Source organism: Labrys sp. LIt4, from assembly GCF_017813775.1.
GTDB classification, from domain to species: Bacteria; Pseudomonadota; Alphaproteobacteria; order Rhizobiales; family Labraceae; genus Labrys; species Labrys okinawensis_A.
In genome coordinates this window covers 258,964-276,088 of sequence record NZ_JAGIPY010000002.1, presented here as the reverse complement: position 1 = coordinate 276,088, position 17,125 = coordinate 258,964, and the positions used below count along the sequence as shown (strand labels likewise).

General features: G+C 63.7%; 18 protein-coding genes. 7 read left to right on the top strand and 11 right to left on the bottom strand.

Annotation, left to right across the window (positions count from 1 at the left end):
- Window positions 1-40: 40 nt before the first annotated feature.
- From J8I29_RS04195 to J8I29_RS04175, 5 genes are all read left to right on the top strand, one after another.
- On the top strand, window positions 41-1,231 hold the full coding sequence (locus tag J8I29_RS04195; RefSeq protein WP_245196644.1) for an ABC transporter permease subunit: 1,191 nt from the start codon (window positions 41-43) through the stop codon (window positions 1,229-1,231).
- Complete coding sequence (locus J8I29_RS04190; protein WP_245196643.1) at window positions 1,228-2,328, top strand: amino acid ABC transporter permease; 1,101 nt, start codon at window positions 1,228-1,230, stop codon at window positions 2,326-2,328. The genes J8I29_RS04195 and J8I29_RS04190 overlap by 4 nt, the downstream gene beginning before the upstream one ends.
- Window positions 2,329-2,510: 182 nt before the next feature.
- The gene (locus tag J8I29_RS04185) at window positions 2,511-3,092 is read left to right on the top strand and encodes a TetR/AcrR family transcriptional regulator (protein ID WP_209430746.1); all 582 of its coding nucleotides are present in this window, start codon (window positions 2,511-2,513) and stop codon (window positions 3,090-3,092) included.
- Window positions 3,093-3,187: 95 nt separating this feature from the next.
- Window positions 3,188-4,669: an MFS transporter gene (locus J8I29_RS04180; RefSeq protein ID WP_245196642.1), complete on the top strand. Its 1,482-nt coding sequence runs from the start codon at window positions 3,188-3,190 to the stop codon at window positions 4,667-4,669.
- A 117-nt stretch (window positions 4,670-4,786) separates the two neighbouring features.
- Window positions 4,787-5,170 (top strand): DUF427 domain-containing protein, encoded by a 384-nt coding sequence (locus J8I29_RS04175; protein ID WP_209430745.1) that lies wholly within the window; start codon window positions 4,787-4,789, stop codon window positions 5,168-5,170.
- Window positions 5,171-5,250: 80 nt separating this feature from the next.
- Here J8I29_RS04175 and J8I29_RS04170 read toward each other — a convergent pair whose 3' ends face one another.
- From J8I29_RS04170 to J8I29_RS04145, 6 genes are all read right to left on the bottom strand, one after another.
- Entirely contained in the window at window positions 5,251-6,096 is an 846-nt protein-coding gene (locus J8I29_RS04170; protein WP_209430744.1) for an ABC transporter permease subunit, read from the bottom strand.
- Window positions 6,093-6,875, bottom strand: a complete 783-nt coding sequence (locus tag J8I29_RS04165) for an ATP-binding cassette domain-containing protein (RefSeq protein ID WP_348535978.1) — start codon at window positions 6,873-6,875, stop codon at window positions 6,093-6,095. Before J8I29_RS04165 ends, J8I29_RS04170 begins: the two co-directional genes overlap by 4 nt.
- Window positions 6,876-7,056: 181 nt before the next feature.
- Complete coding sequence (tauA, locus tag J8I29_RS04160) at window positions 7,057-8,070, bottom strand: taurine ABC transporter substrate-binding protein (protein ID WP_209430742.1); 1,014 nt, start codon at window positions 8,068-8,070, stop codon at window positions 7,057-7,059.
- Between the two features lie 386 nt (window positions 8,071-8,456).
- Entirely contained in the window at window positions 8,457-8,879 is a 423-nt protein-coding gene (gene ndk, locus J8I29_RS04155) for a nucleoside-diphosphate kinase (RefSeq protein ID WP_105865221.1), read from the bottom strand.
- A 219-nt stretch (window positions 8,880-9,098) separates the two neighbouring features.
- Window positions 9,099-9,791, bottom strand: a complete 693-nt coding sequence (gene aqpZ, locus J8I29_RS04150) for an aquaporin Z (RefSeq protein WP_105865220.1) — start codon at window positions 9,789-9,791, stop codon at window positions 9,099-9,101.
- 357 nt (window positions 9,792-10,148) lie between these two features.
- The gene (locus tag J8I29_RS04145; protein ID WP_209430741.1) at window positions 10,149-10,571 is read right to left on the bottom strand and encodes a VOC family protein; all 423 of its coding nucleotides are present in this window, start codon (window positions 10,569-10,571) and stop codon (window positions 10,149-10,151) included.
- Between the two features lie 262 nt (window positions 10,572-10,833).
- On the opposite strand from J8I29_RS04145, the gene J8I29_RS04140 reads away from it, so the two are divergent.
- Complete coding sequence (locus J8I29_RS04140; protein ID WP_209430740.1) at window positions 10,834-12,693, top strand: ABC-F family ATP-binding cassette domain-containing protein; 1,860 nt, start codon at window positions 10,834-10,836, stop codon at window positions 12,691-12,693.
- A gap of 23 nt (window positions 12,694-12,716) precedes the next feature.
- The gene (locus tag J8I29_RS04135) at window positions 12,717-13,199 is read left to right on the top strand and encodes an ester cyclase (protein WP_209430739.1); all 483 of its coding nucleotides are present in this window, start codon (window positions 12,717-12,719) and stop codon (window positions 13,197-13,199) included.
- Window positions 13,200-13,289: 90 nt separating this feature from the next.
- Here the strand turns inward: J8I29_RS04135 and J8I29_RS04130 are convergent, their stop codons facing one another.
- From J8I29_RS04130 to J8I29_RS04110, 5 genes are all read right to left on the bottom strand, one after another.
- On the bottom strand, window positions 13,290-14,066 hold the full coding sequence (locus J8I29_RS04130) for an amino acid ABC transporter ATP-binding protein (RefSeq protein ID WP_209430738.1): 777 nt from the start codon (window positions 14,064-14,066) through the stop codon (window positions 13,290-13,292).
- A 21-nt stretch (window positions 14,067-14,087) separates the two neighbouring features.
- Window positions 14,088-14,744, bottom strand: a complete 657-nt coding sequence (locus J8I29_RS04125) for an amino acid ABC transporter permease (protein ID WP_105861928.1) — start codon at window positions 14,742-14,744, stop codon at window positions 14,088-14,090.
- Window positions 14,744-15,391, bottom strand: coding sequence for an amino acid ABC transporter permease (locus J8I29_RS04120; RefSeq protein WP_209430737.1), 648 nt, complete (start codon window positions 15,389-15,391; stop codon window positions 14,744-14,746). Before J8I29_RS04120 ends, J8I29_RS04125 begins: the two co-directional genes overlap by 1 nt.
- Window positions 15,392-15,555: 164 nt before the next feature.
- A complete protein-coding gene (locus tag J8I29_RS04115; protein ID WP_105861926.1) occupies window positions 15,556-16,374 on the bottom strand; it encodes a transporter substrate-binding domain-containing protein in 819 nt (272 codons plus the stop codon).
- 302 nt (window positions 16,375-16,676) lie between these two features.
- The gene (locus J8I29_RS04110) at window positions 16,677-17,123 is read right to left on the bottom strand and encodes a DNA polymerase III subunit chi (protein WP_105861925.1); all 447 of its coding nucleotides are present in this window, start codon (window positions 17,121-17,123) and stop codon (window positions 16,677-16,679) included.
- Window positions 17,124-17,125: the final 2 nt, after the last annotated feature.

Sequence of the window (17,125 nt, the reverse complement as noted above, 5' to 3'; positions counted from 1 at the left end):
AAGGTCGACACTCCGGGTCCGCCCCCCTTGGGATCCCTCGATGGCCGACACGATCAGCATAGCTTCCCCCGATGTTCCCGGCCCCATCGGCAGGATCCGCCGGTGGTGGGGCGCCCATCCCTATGGCCAGCTCCTGCTGATCGCTGCCCTGGCGCTGTTCCTTGGCCTCATCTGCCATAACATCCTGGCCAGCATGCACCGTCTCGGCATGGCGCCCGGGCTCGACTATCTCTGGCAGCCGGCCAATTTCGACATCACCGAGAGCCTGCTCGTCTATCAGGCCGGCGACAGCTATGGACGCGCCATCGCGGTCGGCCTGCTCAACACGCTCAAGCTCGCCGTGCTCGGCTGTCTGTTCGCCACCATCCTCGGCACGACACTCGGCATTGCCCGCCTGTCCGGCAATCTGCTGCTCTCCCGCCTCGTACAGGCCTATGTCGAACTGATCCGCAACACGCCCCTGCCCCTGCAGCTGTTCTTCTGGATCGCCCTGACCCAGGCCCTGCCCCCCACCAGGCAGGCCTTGCAGCCTTTCGGTTCGACCTTCCTGTCGGTGCGCGGCATCTTCCTGCCCTGGGTCGAGGTCGGCAATGGCCAGAGCCTGTGGCTGCTGGCCGCGGTGCTGGTGCTGCTCGCCGTCGCGGTCAGGGCCTTCATCCGCCGCCTGCAGCATCCCCTCTCGGCGTTCGGCCTTCTTGGCGTACTTGCCCTCTTTCCCGCCATCGCCCTCGCCTGGATCTGGCTCGCCGGTATCACCTTCACGCCGGATCTGCCCGTGCTGCAGGGCTTCAACATCCGCGGCGGCATCACCCTCACGCCGGAATTCGCCGCCATGCTCGTCGGGCTGACGATCTACTATTCCGCCAGTATCTCCGAAAGCGTGCGCAGCGGCATCGAATCCGTCAATATCGGCCAGTGGGAAGCCGGCCGGGCGATCGGCCTGCCGCGCGGGCGCATCATGCGCCTCATCGTGATGCCGCAGGCGATGCGTGTGATCACGCCCCTGATGACGTCGAGCTATCTCGACCTCACCAAGGACACCACGCTCGGCATCCTGATCGGCTTTACTGAGGTGACCGCCATCATCAAGACCAGCGCCAACAATACCGGCAACGCGGTCGAGACCATCATCGTGCTCGTCGCCGTCTTCCTGGCCGTGAGCATGCCGACCTCCTACCTGATCAACCTCTATAATCGCAGCCTGGCCAAGCGAGGGATCATCGCCAAATGAGTTCGATGTCCCTACCCGATGCAGCGCGGATACGCTCGAGCCGGCGTTGGCAAACGCTGAAGGCCGGCCTGTTTTCCTCCCCCCTCAACACGACCATTACGCTCGTGGTGCTGGCCCTGATCGCCTGGGTCGGTTCGCATCTGATCGACTGGGCCTTCATCCGGGCGACCTGGTCAGGTACCGCGCAGGATTGCCAGGTCAATGGCGGCGCCTGCTGGGCTTTCGTCGGCGTCAATCTCAAGCTGATGCTGTTCTGGACCTACCCGTCCGACCTCCTCTGGCGTCCGATTCTCAGCCTGGTCCTGATGTTCGGCCTGGCCGGCCTCAGCACCATTCCGCGCTTCTGGGGGCGGGGCCTGATCCTCGCCTGGATCGCGGTGCCCCTGGTCACCTGCCTGCTGCTGCGCGGCTACTTCTCCGGCGTCATCGTCTCGACCAATGATTGGGGTGGCCTGCCGCTGACCATGCTGATCTGGACGATCGCCTATGCCTCGTCCTTCCTGATCGCCATTCCGCTGGCCCTGGGGCGCCGTTCGAGCATGGGCGGCGTGCGTCTGGTCAGCACCAGCTTCATCGAGATCGTGCGCGGCATGCCGATGCTGGTGGTGCTTTATGTCTCCAGCCTGATCGTACCGATGGCCCTGCCCTATTTCGACGTGAACCTGTTCTTCAGCGTCGAGGTCGCCCTGACCCTCTTCATCGCCTGCTATCTGGCGGAGGTGATCCGGGCCGGCATGCAGGCCCTGCCGGCCGGCCAGGGCGAGGCGGCCCGGGCCCTGGGCCTGAGCTACTGGCAGACGACCGGCCTGGTGATCCTGCCGCAGGCCCTGCGCGCCATCATCCCGCCTCTGGTCAATCTGGGCATCGGCGTCCTGCTCAGTACCCCCTTGATCGGCTTCATCGGCATGATCGACTTTCTCACCGCCGTCAGGAACACGGCCGCCACCAATGAGCAGATCTGGCCGCATTCCTATCCGGAAGCCTATGCCTTCGCCGCCCTGGTCTATTTCCTGATCTGCTTCCCGGCTTCGCGCTACAGCCTGTGGCTCGAACGCCGCCTGAAGGCCTCCACCAGCCATCAGGCAAAGAATGGCTAGAGCCTGGGGTGCGGGTCTTCAGGCTCGCTCCCCAGAGGGCAACGGGTCAGGTGAATGCGAGGCGCAACGACCCTCCCCTCGATGGGGAGGGCAAAGTACGGCGCGACGTCAACCCGAACTCGTCGCCCTCCCACTCTATGATAATATCTTGACAAAATAATACGGTCGTACATATTGAACGAATGGCACGCGCATCGAACCGTGAAAAGCTTCTTATCGCCGGGCTCGGCCTGATCCATGAACATGGCTACAACGCTACCAGTGTGCGCGACGTCGTGCGTGCGGCCGGCGTCCCGCAGGGGTGCTTCACCAACCATTTCACCTCCAAGGAAGCTTTCGGCCTGGAGGTACTGGGTCTCTATCGCGCCGAAAAGCGCGAGGATGCCCACAAGACGCTGCTCGACGACAACCAGCCGCCTCTCGAGCGCATTCGAGGTTATATCGACGCCAGGACGGAGCGCTTCAAGCAGAACGGCATGCGTTGTGGCTGCATGTTCGGCAATTTTGCGGCCGAATCCAGCAGCGACAGCGAGGCGATCCGCCTCAAACTGCTCGATATCTTCGCCGAGAGCCGGCGCGCCATGAGTTATTGCCTGGAGGCTGCCGTCCGGCTCGGCAAGCTGCCGAAAGGGTTCGACTGTCACGAGGCTGCCGCCTTCATCCTCTCTTCGCTGCAGGGAGCCTTCCTGGCCGCGAAGACGGAACGCACCCCCGAACCGGTCGAGCGTTTCAAGAAATTCCTGTTTGCTTCCATCCTGCGTTGAGACCTGCTGGACTCAAGCTTAACTTCGAACGCGCATCATCATCCCGAAATAATACGCTCGTACGTATTTAATATTTTTCAGAACGAGGTCCTGCAATGCCAGACTCGGCACTCAGCGTTTCCGATATTACCCGGCCGATCAGCCCATCGCCCGATCCCCGCCGCTGGTCGGCTCTGGCCATTCTGCTGACCGGCGCCTTTCTGGCCCCTCTCGACTTCTTCATCGTCAATGTCGCGATGCCGGCCATCACGACCGGCCTCCACAGCACCGCCGCCGACGTGCAGCTGGTGATATCGGGCTATGCCGTGATCTATGCGGTTTTCCTGATCACGGGCGGACGGCTCGGCGATATTTTCGGCCGCAAGGCAATCTTCATGGCGGGCCTGGCGGGCTTTGCCGTCGCCTCGGCCCTGTGCGGCCTCGCCTGGTCGCCGGCCGTGCTGATCGCGGCGCGAATGCTGCAAGGCCTCGCCGCAGCAGCCATGGCGCCCCAGGCACTCGCCTCCGTCCACGCCCTCTTCCCGGCGCATGAACGCGGGCGGGCGCTCAGCATCTATGGCGTGGTGCTCGGCCTGTCCTCCATCGTCGGCCAGTTGCTGGGCGGCGCCCTCGTCGGCGCGGACCTCGACGGCTTCGGCTGGCGTCTGATTTTCCTGATCAACCTTCCCATCGCACTCGTTGCCTTTCTCGCCGCTATTCCGCTGCTGCGCGAAACCCGCAGCGAAAAGCGGCCGCGTCTCGATCTCGGCGGCGTCGTTCTCTCGAGCCTGGCACTCAGCAGTCTGGTGGTGCCCCTTGTCGAGGGCCGTGAACGCGGTTGGCCCTGGTGGTCCGTCCTGATGTTGCTGGCAACGCCGGTCTTCGTCGAACTCTTCCGCCGCTACGAGCTCAGTCTTGCCCGCGCGGGCGGCGACCCGCTGATCGATCTCAGCATCTTCCGCCTGCCGGGTCTGGTTCGCGGCATCGCCGCCATCCTGACGCTCTACGCCATGGCGACCTTCTTCCTGACCTATTCGATCTATCTGCAGGGCGCGCTTGGCTTCAGCGCCTGGCAGGCGGGGCTGGCCATCCTGCCCTTCTCGGCTGGCTTCCTGGCCGGATCCACCTTCAGTCCGGCGATCAGCCGCCTTACTGGCGGTTTCGCGCCGGCTTTCGGCTTCAGCAGTTCGGCCTTCGGCGCCGCCGCGACCGCCCTGCTGGTGCTGGCCTTCCCGCCCGGCACGATGCCGCCTCTTCTGCTCATGGCCCCCGCACTCGGCTTCATCGGCCTCGGCATGGGCACCTCGATGCCGACCATGATGCGAGCGATCGTCGAACGTGTCGGGCCCCATCATGCCGGCCTGGTCGGCGGCATCGTGAACTCCACTCTCCAGGTCAGCGCCGCAATCAGCGTGGCGGTTCTGGGCGGGCTGTTCTTTACCATACTCGGCGCACGTACCGATGCGGGCGGCATCGGCACCGCCTTCGCCTGGACCTTGCTGGCGATCGCCGCCTTCCATGTGGGCGGAGCCTATCTCGCCGCCGGCCTGGGCCAGCGCAAGGTAGCTTGCCGGGCGCTTCCGTCGGTCGCGGACTGAAGCGTTCCAGAACAGCTGATAGACTTTTCGATTAAGAAAACGCGTCGAAACAAGAGTTGGAGAGCAAAGTTCGATTCAAAGAAATCGCACTTTGCTCAAACGAAGGACAGCCATGCAATGACGGATAAGGTCATCAAGATCCCGGGCCCCGACCACCCGATCACCGTCGAACCCAGCCGGGAGCGCATCGTCGTCCGGGCCGGCGGGCGGGTGATCGCGGACAGCCTGAAGGCTCTCCGGCTGCAGGAAGCCTCCTATCCGGCTGTGCTCTATGTTCCGCGAGACGATGTCGACATGAGCGCGTTGACGCGCAGCGACCACGCCACCTATTGCCCCTATAAGGGCGACTGCTCCTATTTCAACCTGCCGGCGACCGGCCAGCGCGGGGTCAACGCCGTGTGGAGCTATGAAGACCCCTACCCCTCGGTGGCGGCTATCAAGGACCACCTCGCCTTCTATCCGGACCGGGTCGACGCCATCGAGCTGCTGCCGATCGCGTAGAAGCGTTTCGTTAGCCACTCACTTTGCTTGAGGGGCAGCGCAAAACCGACAAGAAGAAAATCCGAACCGGCTAGCCGGCCTCAAGCCTTGCCATGCCAGGGCACCAGCAGCCTTTCGGCCAGGCGAACCAGCCATTCGAAGCCGATCGCCACCAGGGCGATCACGAAGATGCCGAGAACGACGATATCGGTCTGCAGGAAATCTGAAGCCGTCTTGATCATGATGCCGAGCCCCTGGGAGGCTGCAACCAGTTCGGCCGCGATCAGCGTCGACCAGCCGACGCCGAGCCCGATGCGGATGCCCGTCAGGATCGACGGCAACGCGTTGGGCAGGATGACATGCCAGAGCACCTGCCAGCGCCGCGCCCCCAGCGCTCGCGCCGCGTCCACCCGGTCCGGCGGCACGGTAGCGACCCCGCCCGCCGTGGTGATGGCCACCGGCGCGAAAATCGCAATCAGGATGATCAGTACCTTGGTGGTCTCGCCGATGCCGCACCAGATCACCATCAGCGGCAGATAGGCAAGCGGCGGCACCGGGCGCAGGAATTCGATGATCGGATCAAGAACGCCACGGGCGATCGGGCTGAGGCCGATGGCGATGCCGGCCGGCACGGCCGTCACCAGCGCGATCAGCAAGGCGGCAAGGATGCGCCAGAGGCTGGCGTCGAAATGCTGCAGCAGGGTCGCGTCGGCATAGCCCTCCGTGGCGACCGTGACGAGCTGTTCGACCACCGCGCGCGGCGACGGCAAATAAAAGGCCGGCAGCCATTCGAAATAGCTGGCAACCGACCAGAGCAGCAGCAGGCCGAGGATGGTGAGGACGCGCACCGGCGTCGCGCCGAGCGGCGAAGCGGATTTGCGCGAGCCGCTCTTGCCGTTCTGCTCCTCGACATCATCCAGACTGACGGAATTGGCGAGATCGCTCATGCATCCGCTCCCTTCAGCACGGCCGCGAGCACCTGCTCGCGCAGGGCGATGAAGGCAGGATCGGACTTGATCGACCGGCTGCTCTCCCCGGCCAGGACCCGGCGTGAGAAATCGGTATGGAACTCGCGCGTGATGCGCCCCGGGCGCGGCGACAGCACCACAATGCGGGTGGCAAGGAAGATCGCCTCTTCCACACTATGCGTGATCAGGAAGACGCTGCGTTGCGTGCGGTCCCACAAGCGGATCAGCAGTTCCTGCATCTTCTCGCGCGTGAGCGCATCGAGAGCGCCCAGCGGTTCGTCCATCAGCAGGATTTCGGGCTCGTTGGCGAGTGCGCGCGCCATGCCGACACGCTGGCGCATGCCGCCGGACAATTCCCAGATCCTGTGATCGGCGAACTCGGCAAGACCCACCAGATCGATGATGCGTCCGCAGCGCTCCCTGCGCACGGCCCTATCGAGCCCGGCAAGCCTGGGGCCAAACTCGATATTGCCGCGCACCGAAAGCCAGGGAAAAAGGGCGTCGTCCTGGAACACCACGCCGCGCTCGCCGCCAGGCCCCGTCACCGGCTTGCCGCCAAGGCTGATCGTTCCCGAACTCGGTGGCAGAAACCCGGCAAGGAGCTTGAGCAAGGTGGTCTTGCCGCAGCCGGACGCCCCGACCGCCACGACGAACTCGCCGGATTCGATGGCGAGGGAGACATTGCTGAGGGCGGTGACGGAACGCCCTCCTCTTCCGGAATAGACGACGTTGACGTCACGGGCGGACAAAGCGGACACGGGAACCCCTTTCAGCCCTTGGAACGTCATTGCGAGCGCAGCGAAGCGATCCAGGCCCTGGGCGAGGCAAGACTGGATTGCTTCGCTGCGCTCGCAATGACGATGGGCCACCGTTTCAATGCATCGAATAAGGCCCGCCCCGGGAGGGAGGAGATCCCGGGGCGGGCGAGCCGACGAAAGCCTATTGAGAGGAAAGCTTCGTCAGGGCCTGTGCGGCGAAGGCCTTGTTCACATAGGCGGAATAGTCGGGCAGCACCGCCGGGATCTTCTTCTGTTCGGCGAGGAAGCCGGCTGTATCCGCGATCGCCTTGACCGTGGCGCCGCCGAGAAGGTCGGGCGAGGATTGCTCGGCCAGAAGCGGCCAGACATTCGCCTTCAGAAGGCCCGGCACATCCTCGGGCTTGGAACCGGTGAGCCGGGCGATCGCCTTGGCCTGATCGGAGTCGACGCTCCAGGCCTCCGGATTGTCCCGATAGGTCTTGTAGGCCTCGCCAGTAACCTTGACGAAGGAGGTCACCACGTCGGGATGCGCCTTGGCAAAGTCCTTCGAAGCGATCCAGGCATCGAAGGTCGGCGCGCCCCATTTGGCGACGTCGGCCGAGGATACCAGCACCCTGCCCTTTTCCTTCAGCTTGCCCAAGGCCGGATCCCAGACATAGCCGCCGTCGATATCGCCGCGCTCAAAGGCCGCAGCCAGTTCAGGCGGACGCAGATTGAGGATCTGCACCGATTTGGGCGCGATGCCCCAATGCTTGAGCGCCGCCAGCAGGCTGTAATGCGAGGTGGAGACGAAGGGCACGCCGATCTTCTTGCCGGCGAGATCCTTGGGGTCCTTGATGGTGTCGCGCACCACCAGTTCCTCGGAATCGCCCAGGAGGGCGGCGACGAAAATCGTCTCGATCGGCAATTGGCGGCTGGCGGCCGCGGCGAGCGGGCTCGAACCGACATAACCGATCTGCACGTCGCCCGAGGCGATGGCCGCGATCACGTCGGCGCCGGAGTCGAATTTGCGCCAGGCGATCTGCCAGCCCGTCGCCTTTTCATAGGCGCCCGCGGCCTGCGCGGCCTTGGCCGGGTCGACCCCGGTCTGAAAGCCGATGGTCACCTTGTTGTCGGCCGCATGGGCGGCCCCGCCGAACGCGGTGCCGAGAGCCAGGCCAGCGGCCAGGAACAGGCGGCGATTGAGCGATGTCATGTGAGATCCTTGAAGACGCGATCCGCCATGCGCTGCACAGGAGCATTGTAAAACGCTCGGCAACGTCGATGCGGTGATGAAGGGTGTAGGAGGTGCAACGCCGGTCCGGCGCCCGAATGCAAAGGACTCAGCAGCAACAACAATTGGTCATGCGATCCCCTCCACAGGTTCGGCTTGCGGGGAAATCAGGGCTGCCCGCTCGTCATGGTCGAAAGGTGCGACGGCGGCCCGCATATGTCAATTATTTTCTATAGATTTAGTAGAAAATTAGAAATAAAGAAAGGCGGACCCGAAGGATCCGCCTTGAAAGGTGTCTGCCCGCCGCGGGGCAAGGCCGCGCGAGCTGAACGCGCGCTACACAATCAGCTCTGCAGTTGCCGGTCGTCTCAGCCGACGATCTCGTTGCCCGAAAAGAACTGGGCGATCTCGATCTTGGCATTGTCGAGCGAGTCCGAGCCATGCACCGAGTTCTCGCCGACGGACAGCGCATAGAGCTTGCGGACGGTGCCCTCGGCAGCGTTGGCCGGGTTGGTGGCGCCCATCACTTCGCGATGCTTGGCGACGGCATTCTCGCCTTCCAGCACCTGCACGACGACGGGGGCCGAGATCATGAATTCGACGAGCTCGCCGAAGAAGGGACGCTCCTTGTGCACGGCGTAGAAGGTCTCGGCCTGCTCGCGGGTCATGCGGACGCGCTTCTGGGCGACGATACGCAGGCCTGCTTTCTCGAACACGGCATTGATGGCGCCGGTGAGGTTGCGGTTGGTCGCGTCGGGCTTGATGATCGAAAAGGTGCGCTCGAGAGCCATGATCGTCCTGGTTTCTTTGGGTTGAGGTGAGCGGCTTATAGCCATGGCCCTGCCCGGCTTCAACCCCCAGAGCAAAAGCGCGTCTTGATGAAAACGCCTCCCGGGTGATTCCGCGAAATCCCAGCCGTATCCGGCAATACTCCGTTTCCTTGCGGCCAAGCAAAAGCGGCGACCGGAGGGCCGATCGCCGCTTGTCTTCCTATCTTCCTGCAGAGGAGCTCAGGCCTGCTCGGGTTCCAGCAGCACCTTCCAGATCAGGCCGCCAACGATGGCGCCGACCAAAGGCGCAACCCAGAACAGCCAGAGCTGGTTCACGGCGCCGGTCTGCGCAAAGAAGGCGACAGCCGTCGAACGGGCGGGGTTGACCGAGGTGTTGGTGACCGGGATCGAGATCAGATGGATCAGCGTCAGGCCAAGACCGATTGCGATCGGCGCAAAGCCGGCCGGGGCCACCTTGGAGGTCGAGCCCAGGATGATGACGAGGAAGGCTGCCGTGAGCACGATCTCCGCGATCAGGCAGGCGATCATGCCGTATTTGCCGGGTGAAAGATCGCCGAAGCCGTTGGAGGCAAAGCCGCCGACTTCGAAGCCCGGCTTGCCGCTGGCGATGGCGTAGAGCACCGCCGCGCCAGCGAGCCCCCCGACGACCTGCGCGATCCAGTAGGGCACCAGCTCAGCCCAGCTGAACCGGCCACCGACAGCCAGGCCCAGCGAGACGGCCGGGTTGAAATGACCGCCGGAGATACCGCCGACCGCGAAAGCCATGGTCAGGACGGTCAGGCCGAAAGCCAGGGCTACACCTGCGAAGCCGATGCCCAATTCCGGGAAAGCCGCCGAAAGCACGGCGGCGCCGCAGCCACCGAAAACCAACCAGAACGTTCCAAAGAACTCTGCCGCGAGTTTTTTAATCATGTCTCATCCATTTGGGCTTGTCTTACGTGAGGTTGCTCGGTCCATGCCGTGAATGACTCATCTTCATGGACCGGTTTTTGCTGTCGCCCGGCATCCTAAATTGACGTTGGGGAATGAATTAATATTCTACCTCCCCAATCGCACGGATAGATGAAATATCATGATTCTAACGCAACAGCATGGTTCAAATGCCGGAATCGCGAGTGGAGTCTCAGCAATTGGTTAAAAACGGCGGCAGGCCGCCGCGCGATTCGACAAGACCAAACCCTAACATCACGCAACGGAAAGACGAGATAGTTTTCCGGACGGATTACTATAAAAGTGGAAGCTGCGCCTCGCTGCTCAAACACCATGCTCTCAGGCTGGCGGCAGAAAATCCGGATTGAAAACGATCTCCCACAGATGGCCGTCGGGGTCCTGGAAATAGCCGGCATAGCCACCCCAGAAGGTCTTCCGGGCAGGCTTGACCGGGCGCGCACCCGCGGCAATCGCCTGACGCATCACCGCGTCGACCTCGGCTTCGCTGCCGACATTGTGACCGAGGGTGAATTCGGTCGGGCTGCGCGCCGACTGCGCAATGCCGGCGTCATGGGCGATGTTGGCGCGCGGAAATAGTGCGAGCCTCAAGCCGTTCTGCAGGTCGAAAAAGGCGACGGTGCCATGTTCGAATTCCCGGCCGATGATCCCCTCCGTCGGCAGGCCGAGGCCGTCACGGTAGAATCGGACGGCGGCTTCCAGATCGTCCACGCCGATGCTCAAGACGCTGATAAGCGGTTTCATCGCGAAAACTCCTTGTTCGATGTACTGCAGGAACCTCCGACAGCCACGCCGGCGCGAAAGTGCCCTCTTTCCGGTGAAGCGTCATGCAGCACGCCTGCCTCGAGGAACTCGGCCATTTGCCGGGAGATTGCCCCTTCCCGGCGGGTCGTCGGCACTGGATGGCGGCAAGATGAGAGCAAAAAAGGTCAAATTGGAGGAGCGAGGCGACACCTTTGGCTCTGGATGATTGCCCTGCCGGCCGGCTCATGCCAAAAGCCCGGCCATGTTGCATGTGAACGGCCTTACCTATCGCCTGGGACCGCGCGTCCTGTTCGACAACGCCACCGTGGCGCTGCCGCCGGATGCGCGCGTCGGTTTTCTCGGACGCAACGGCACCGGCAAGACCACCTTGTTCCGCATGATCATGGGCGAGGTCTCGCCCGATCTCGGCAGCGTCTCGGTGCCGCGCGGCATGCGCATCGGCCGTGTCGCCCAGGAAGCGCCGGGTGGGCCGGAAACCCTGATCGAGGTGGTGCTGGCGGCCGACGAGGAGCGCACGGCCCTACTGGCCGAAGCAGAGACGGCCAGCGACCCCCACCGCATCGCCGAGATCCAGACCCGCCTTGCCGACAAGAATTCCCACGCCGCGCCGGCCCGCGCAGCCACCATCCTTGCGGGCCTGGGCTTCGACCATGCCGCGCAGAGCCGCTCCTGCTCGGAATTCTCCGGCGGCTGGCGCATGCGCGTGGCGCTGGCCGCCTTGCTCTTTACCGAGCCGGATCTCCTGCTGCTGGACGAGCCGACCAACTATCTCGACCTCGAAGGCACGCTCTGGCTGCAGGACTATCTCGCCTCCTACCCCCACACCGTGGTGGTGATCAGCCATGACCGCGACCTTCTCAACGCCTCGGTCGACTACATCCTGCACCTCACAGAGGGGCGGCTCGAGCTCTATCGCGGCGGTTATGACGGCTTTGAAAAGCAGCGCCGGGAAAAGCAGGCGCTCAGCCTGAAGCTCAGGAAGAAGCAGGAAGACCAGCGCCGCCACATCCAGTCCTTCATCGACCGTTTCAAGGCCAAGGCCACCAAGGCCGCCCAGGCCCAGTCGCGCATGAAGATGCTGGCGCGCATGGAGCCGGTGGCGGCTCTCGTCGACGAGGAAGTCAGACCTTTCGATTTTCCGCCGCCCGCCAAGCCGCTTTCGCCTCCCATCATCGCGCTCGAGGGCGCCAGCGTCGGCTATGGCGAGCGCACGGTGCTGTCGCGGCTCGACCTTTCCATCGACAGCGAGGATCGCATCGGCCTGCTCGGCTCCAACGGCAATGGCAAGTCGACCTTCGCCAAGCTGCTGGCCGGGCGCCTGACGGCAATGGCCGGCCGCATGCGCCGCTCCTCGGCGCTGAAGGTGGCCTATTTCGCCCAACACCAGCTCGACGAACTCAATCCGCAGGCCTCGGCCCGCGACCATGTCGCCGAGATGATGATCGGCGCCACCGAAGCGCAGATCCGCGCCCGCACCGCCCAGATCGGCTTCGGGGCCGACAAGGCCGACACGCCGGTTTCCAACATTTCCGGCGGCGAGAAGGCACGCCTGCTGATGGGTCTGGCCACCTTCGGCGGCCCGCATCTGCTCATCCTGGACGAGCCGACCAACCATCTCGACATCGACAGCCGCCAGGCCTTGATCCAGGCACTCAACGACTATCCCGGCGCGGTGATCCTGATCAGCCATGACCGCTATCTGCTCGAAGCGTGCGTCGACCGGCTCTGGCTGGTGGCGGACGGCACCGTCAAGGGCTTCGACGGCGATATGGAGGATTATCGCCGCCTCGTGCTGGCCAAGCCCACCGTGGAGAAAAACGAGCGCGCCGGCGAACCGACGCAGCGCCAGGCCAATGCCGCGCGGCGGGCACAGACCGCGGCCGACCGCGAAAAGGTCCGCCAGATCGAAGCGGCGATGGAAAAGCTGCAGGCCATCATCGCGGATCTCGACGAGAAGCTTTCGCGTCCCGGCCTGTTCGAACGCTCGCCCGACAAGGCGGCCGAGATGGCCAAGGCGCGCGCAACCGCCGAGGAAAGGCTGCTCCTGGCAGAGGAAGCCTGGCTCGAAGCCAGTGCCGCCCTGGAGGAGGCGTCTTCCTAATCAACGACTGGAGGAGGCCTGATATGGATTGTAGACGCAGACTGACGATCCTGAGCGGGCTTGCCCTGGCAGGCGGCATGAACCTGCCGGCGCTGGCGCAGGAACCCAACGTGGCTGAGCGCTTCGCGGCCCGGCTGAATGCCCATGACATCGACGGCTTCGCTGCCCTGTTTGCCGATGATTACATCAACAACCAGGCCAGTGCCGCCGCTCCGGCTCGCAAAGAGCTGAGCGCCAAGCAGGCGACCGTAGCCTTCTTCCAGGCCCGCCTCGCCGCCATGCCGGACCTGCAGGTGGGGATCGAGACGCAGGTGAGCCAGGGCGACAAGGTTGCGGCCAGCTTCGTCTATAGCGGCACGCACAAGGGCCCCTATTTCGGCATCGCTCCCACCGGCAGGCACCTGCGCTTCACCTCCTGCGACATCTTCCGCATCAAGGCCGGCCTGATCGCCGAGCATTGGGGCATGGGGGACATCGCCGGCGTTATGGCGCAGTTGAAGGGATAGTTCTGCAATCCCAAAACGTCTTGGGATTGCGGCCTCACACGACCTCCCATCAGGTCTGACTGGCCTGCCGGAATTGGCCCGTCATCCCGATTAGAAACTGTTGCGCTCGTTATAGGTGCGCAGGAAGGACTGGATGCGCTTGTCGGCCGGATCGTGGAAGATCGCCGCCGGCGTATCGACGGCGACCAGTTCACCCGCTTCCATGAAGGCCACCTGATCGCCGACATGGGCGGCAAAACCCATTTCGTGGGTGACAACCACCATGGTCATCCCCTCGGCGGCAAGCTGCTTCATCACGTTCAGCACCTCGCCGACCAGCTCGGGATCGAGCGCCGAGGTCGGCTCGTCGAACAGCATCAGCTTGGGTTCCATGGCGATGGCGCGGGCGATGGCGACGCGCTGCTGCTGCCCGCCGGAAAGCCGGCCGGGATGGCTCATCATCTTGTCCGCCAGCCCGACCTTGCGCAGCGCCTCCGCCACACGGGCCTGGGCCTCGGATTTGGAAAAGCCGCGCACCTGGACGAGCCCTTCGGCGACGTTCTGCAGCGCTGTCATATGCGGCCACAAATTGAACTGCTGGAACACCATGCCGATGCGCCGGCGCATGTCGCGCAGCTTGCCCGAGGCCATGCGTTTGCCGCCCGCACTCTCATAGCCGATCAGCCGGCCGTCGATGCGGATCTCTCCGGCATCATACTCCTCGAGGAAGTTGATGCATCGCAGCAGGGTCGACTTGCCCGATCCGGACGGGCCGATCAGGCAGGTGACCTTGCCGGGAGGGACCGAGACCGAGACCTGCTTCAGCGCCTGGAACGGCCCGTAGAACTTGTCGACCTTGCGGATCTCGACGGAGGAGGCCTGCTCCATGTCAGTTTCTTTCGATCATGGTCAGCGTCTTTCGATCATGTAGTGGGTCACGCGGCTCTCCAGCCAGCGGCCAAGCCGGGAGACGAACTCCACCAGACCCCAGAAGAAGAGGGCCAACGCCAGGGTGGCCTCGAAATAACGGAAGGTCTCGGTGATCATCCGGTCCACCTGATAGCGCAGCTCCGGCACCGTAATGGTCGAGAGCACCACCGTCTCCTTGGTCAGGATGATGGCAAAATTCACGAGCGCCGGCAGGGATGACACCAAGGCGAGCGGCAGCAGGATGCGCCTGATGATGGCGAACTCGCTCATGCCAATGGTACGCGCCGCCTCGATCTGCCCCAGTGGTACCGCGTTGAAGCCCGAGCGGAAGATCTCGGCGAAATAGGGACTGCCATAGATCGACAGGCCGATCAGCCCGGCCGACAGGGCTTCCAACCTCAAGCCGAAGGCGGGACCGCCATAATAGAGCACATAGAGCTGAACCAGGAACGGGGTGCCGCGAATGGCCTCGACATAGACGACGAGCAGCCAGCGCAACGGTGCCGGCCCATAACGCTGCGCCAGCGCGATGACGAGGCCCAGGACGACGGAACAGGCGGTGCCGACCAGCCAGCACAGCACCGTCATGCCGAAACCGCGCAGCAGCGCCGGCCCGTAGTGAGCGATCAGCTCCATCAAGCCGCCATCCTTCGTTCCAGGTATCGGCCGAGCGCGGCCAGACACAGATTGATCACGAGATAGAGGCATCCCGCCGCGACATAGGCTTCGAGCGGGCGATAGCTTGCGCCGGCCTCCGCCTGGCTGGCACGCGTGATCTCCCAGATGCCGACGAGGGAGACCAGCGAGGAGGCCTTGACCAGCAGGATGAGTTCATTGACCAGGGCCGGCAGCGACAGGCGCACCGCCTGGGGCAGGATGATCCGTGTCCAGATCGTCTGCGGCAGCATGCCGATGGCCGTTGCCGCCTCTCCCTGCCCGGCCGGCAACGCATTGATGGCGCCGCGCCAGATCTCGGCGACATAGGCACTGGAGCACAAGCCGACCGCCAGCACCGCCGCCACGATCGGCGGCACGTTGATGCCGATCACCGGCAGGAGATAGAACACCAACAGCAGCTGCACCATCAGAGGCACGCCGCGAAAGAAGCTGATCCACACCGCAGCGACCGTTTTCAGGGCGCGCGAAGGCGACAGCGCACCGGCGCAGATCAGGGCGCCGACGGCGAGCCCGATCACAATCCCCAGTCCGGAGACGATCAGCGTATAGGGCGCTCCCAGCGCAAGCGCGTGGAAGCTCTTGATGAAGGCATTCAGCGAGAACATGCACACCAGGGCGGCGGTCGGAGTGCGGCGCCAGCGGGGCGCCGCACCTTCCAGGTTATTTACCTAAGTCGCTTGGTCCAATCACCTGGCCCAAATCACCTGGCCCAAATCACCTGGCCCAAATCACTTGGCCCAAATCACTTGGCTCAGTCACTTGGCCTGACTCATTTGGCCGGCACGTCGAGCGGCAGTTCGGTGTATTTGCCGAGCCACTTCTCCTGGATCGCCTTGATGCGCCCATCCTTGGTCATCTTGGCGATGGCGTCCTTGATGGCGCCGGCAAAGCTCGCGCTGTCGTCACCCTTTCGGAGCACCCAGGCAAAATAAGTCGGCCTGCCGAAAGTCGAAACTTCAGGCAAGGCAAACACGTCGCCACGCTGCTTGACGAGATAGGCAAGATTGGGTGCCGAGCCCGCCACGGCATCGAGGCGGCCGGCGGCAAGATCGGCATAGGCCTCGTCGGTGGTGCCATACTCCTTGATGGTGACATTGCCGACCTTGGCGCCGAATTCCTGCAGCTGCTTGAACTGCGCCGTGCCCTGCTGCACGCCGACTGTCTTGCCGGCGATATCCTCCGGCTTGTTGATATCCTTGTTGGCGGCGGCCTTGACGATGCCGACGGTCGCGTCGGCGATCGGCGGGGTGAAGGTATAGCGCTCGAGCCGTTCCGGCGTGATCGTCACCGGCGCGATGACGATGTCGAATTTCGACACTTCGAGGCCTGGAAGCTGGGAGGTCCAGGGCAAGTCCTGATAGACGGGTTCGACGCCGATCTCCTTGGCGACATTGTCGAACAGGTCCTTGGTCATGCCTTGATAGGCGCCGTCGACGACCATGTCGAACGGCGCATAGTGCATATCCGTCGCAGTCACGATTTTACCGGCACTCTTGACGTTGGCCAGCTGATCGGCCGACGCCGTACCCGTGAGCCCGCCGAAAGCAAGCCCCAGCAGCGCGCCGCGCAATAGGGTTCCAATTTTCATTATGTTCTCCACCTGGATGGCCGTCGGATTGAACCTGCTTTTTTTCACACCGTCGAGAGAGGATTTCGTGTTCCACCCGCCTTCTGCGGTATCAGCCTGCCGCCCGGCAGGAGCGGGGCGCTCCGGCTTTAGAAGCCGGTTGGCCTGTATTTCGTCCCCATCCAGCGATGCCGGGCGCTATAGCGTTTTGCGATTAGACGGAGTCACCTAGAATCGCAAAGACGCTTCAGAACAATGAGTTAGAGCAAATAAGCGTTCACGCTTGAACGCGCTTTGCTCTAGCGATGGCTTGGGCAGCGGGATTACGCCTTCTTCTCCCAGCGCCCCTCCTCGCTCTGCTGCCAATAGGTTGCGGCAAAGCCCAGTTCCTTGGCCTGCTTCCATTGATCCCGTGCACCCTGCACGGCCTCGGCGTCGTTGCCGTCGAACATCAGCACGATGCGCTCATAGCTCGGCGCATCCGGCGGCAGGGGAGCACCATCGACGAGGAAACGGATAGCGGCCCCGTTGGGGTTGCCCTCATGCGTCACCAGCACGATCGGTTGCGCGGGGCCATCATCGCTCTCCAGGCCATGCGGCAGGAAGGCTTCATCATTATAGGTCCAGAGCATGTCGTCCAGCGAGCGCAGGCGCTCCTGTGGTCCCTGCACCGCGCAGCGCCAACCGCGCTGCAGGGATTTTTCCAGAAGGCCCGGCAGTACCCGTTCGAGCGGGGCCCGCTGGAGATGATAGAAAAGCAATTCCGTCATCG

What these genes read in the sequence shown, in the direction of transcription:
- J8I29_RS04140 (WP_209430740.1), top strand. Translation starts at nt 10,834, where the DNA reads ATGTTGCATGTGAACGGCCTTACCTATCGCCTGGGACCGCGCGTCCTG.
- J8I29_RS04135 (WP_209430739.1), top strand. Translation starts at nt 12,717, where the DNA reads ATGGATTGTAGACGCAGACTGACGATCCTGAGCGGGCTTGCCCTGGCA.
- J8I29_RS04185 (WP_209430746.1), top strand. Translation starts at nt 2,511, where the DNA reads ATGGCACGCGCATCGAACCGTGAAAAGCTTCTTATCGCCGGGCTCGGC.
- J8I29_RS04190 (WP_245196643.1), top strand. Translation starts at nt 1,228, where the DNA reads ATGAGTTCGATGTCCCTACCCGATGCAGCGCGGATACGCTCGAGCCGG.
- J8I29_RS04175 (WP_209430745.1), top strand. Translation starts at nt 4,787, where the DNA reads ATGACGGATAAGGTCATCAAGATCCCGGGCCCCGACCACCCGATCACC.
- J8I29_RS04180 (WP_245196642.1), top strand. Translation starts at nt 3,188, where the DNA reads ATGCCAGACTCGGCACTCAGCGTTTCCGATATTACCCGGCCGATCAGC.
- J8I29_RS04120 (WP_209430737.1), bottom strand. Translation starts at nt 15,391, where the DNA reads ATGTTCTCGCTGAATGCCTTCATCAAGAGCTTCCACGCGCTTGCGCTG.
- J8I29_RS04110 (WP_105861925.1), bottom strand. Translation starts at nt 17,123, where the DNA reads ATGACGGAATTGCTTTTCTATCATCTCCAGCGGGCCCCGCTCGAACGG.
- J8I29_RS04145 (WP_209430741.1), bottom strand. Translation starts at nt 10,571, where the DNA reads ATGAAACCGCTTATCAGCGTCTTGAGCATCGGCGTGGACGATCTGGAA.
- J8I29_RS04170 (WP_209430744.1), bottom strand. Translation starts at nt 6,096, where the DNA reads ATGAGCGATCTCGCCAATTCCGTCAGTCTGGATGATGTCGAGGAGCAG.
- tauA (WP_209430742.1), bottom strand. Translation starts at nt 8,070, where the DNA reads ATGACATCGCTCAATCGCCGCCTGTTCCTGGCCGCTGGCCTGGCTCTC.
- ndk (WP_105865221.1), bottom strand. Translation starts at nt 8,879, where the DNA reads ATGGCTCTCGAGCGCACCTTTTCGATCATCAAGCCCGACGCGACCAAC.
- J8I29_RS04130 (WP_209430738.1), bottom strand. Translation starts at nt 14,066, where the DNA reads ATGGAGCAGGCCTCCTCCGTCGAGATCCGCAAGGTCGACAAGTTCTAC.
- J8I29_RS04195 (WP_245196644.1), top strand. Translation starts at nt 41, where the DNA reads ATGGCCGACACGATCAGCATAGCTTCCCCCGATGTTCCCGGCCCCATC.
- J8I29_RS04115 (WP_105861926.1), bottom strand. Translation starts at nt 16,374, where the DNA reads ATGAAAATTGGAACCCTATTGCGCGGCGCGCTGCTGGGGCTTGCTTTC.
- aqpZ (WP_105865220.1), bottom strand. Translation starts at nt 9,791, where the DNA reads ATGATTAAAAAACTCGCGGCAGAGTTCTTTGGAACGTTCTGGTTGGTT.
- J8I29_RS04125 (WP_105861928.1), bottom strand. Translation starts at nt 14,744, where the DNA reads ATGGAGCTGATCGCTCACTACGGGCCGGCGCTGCTGCGCGGTTTCGGC.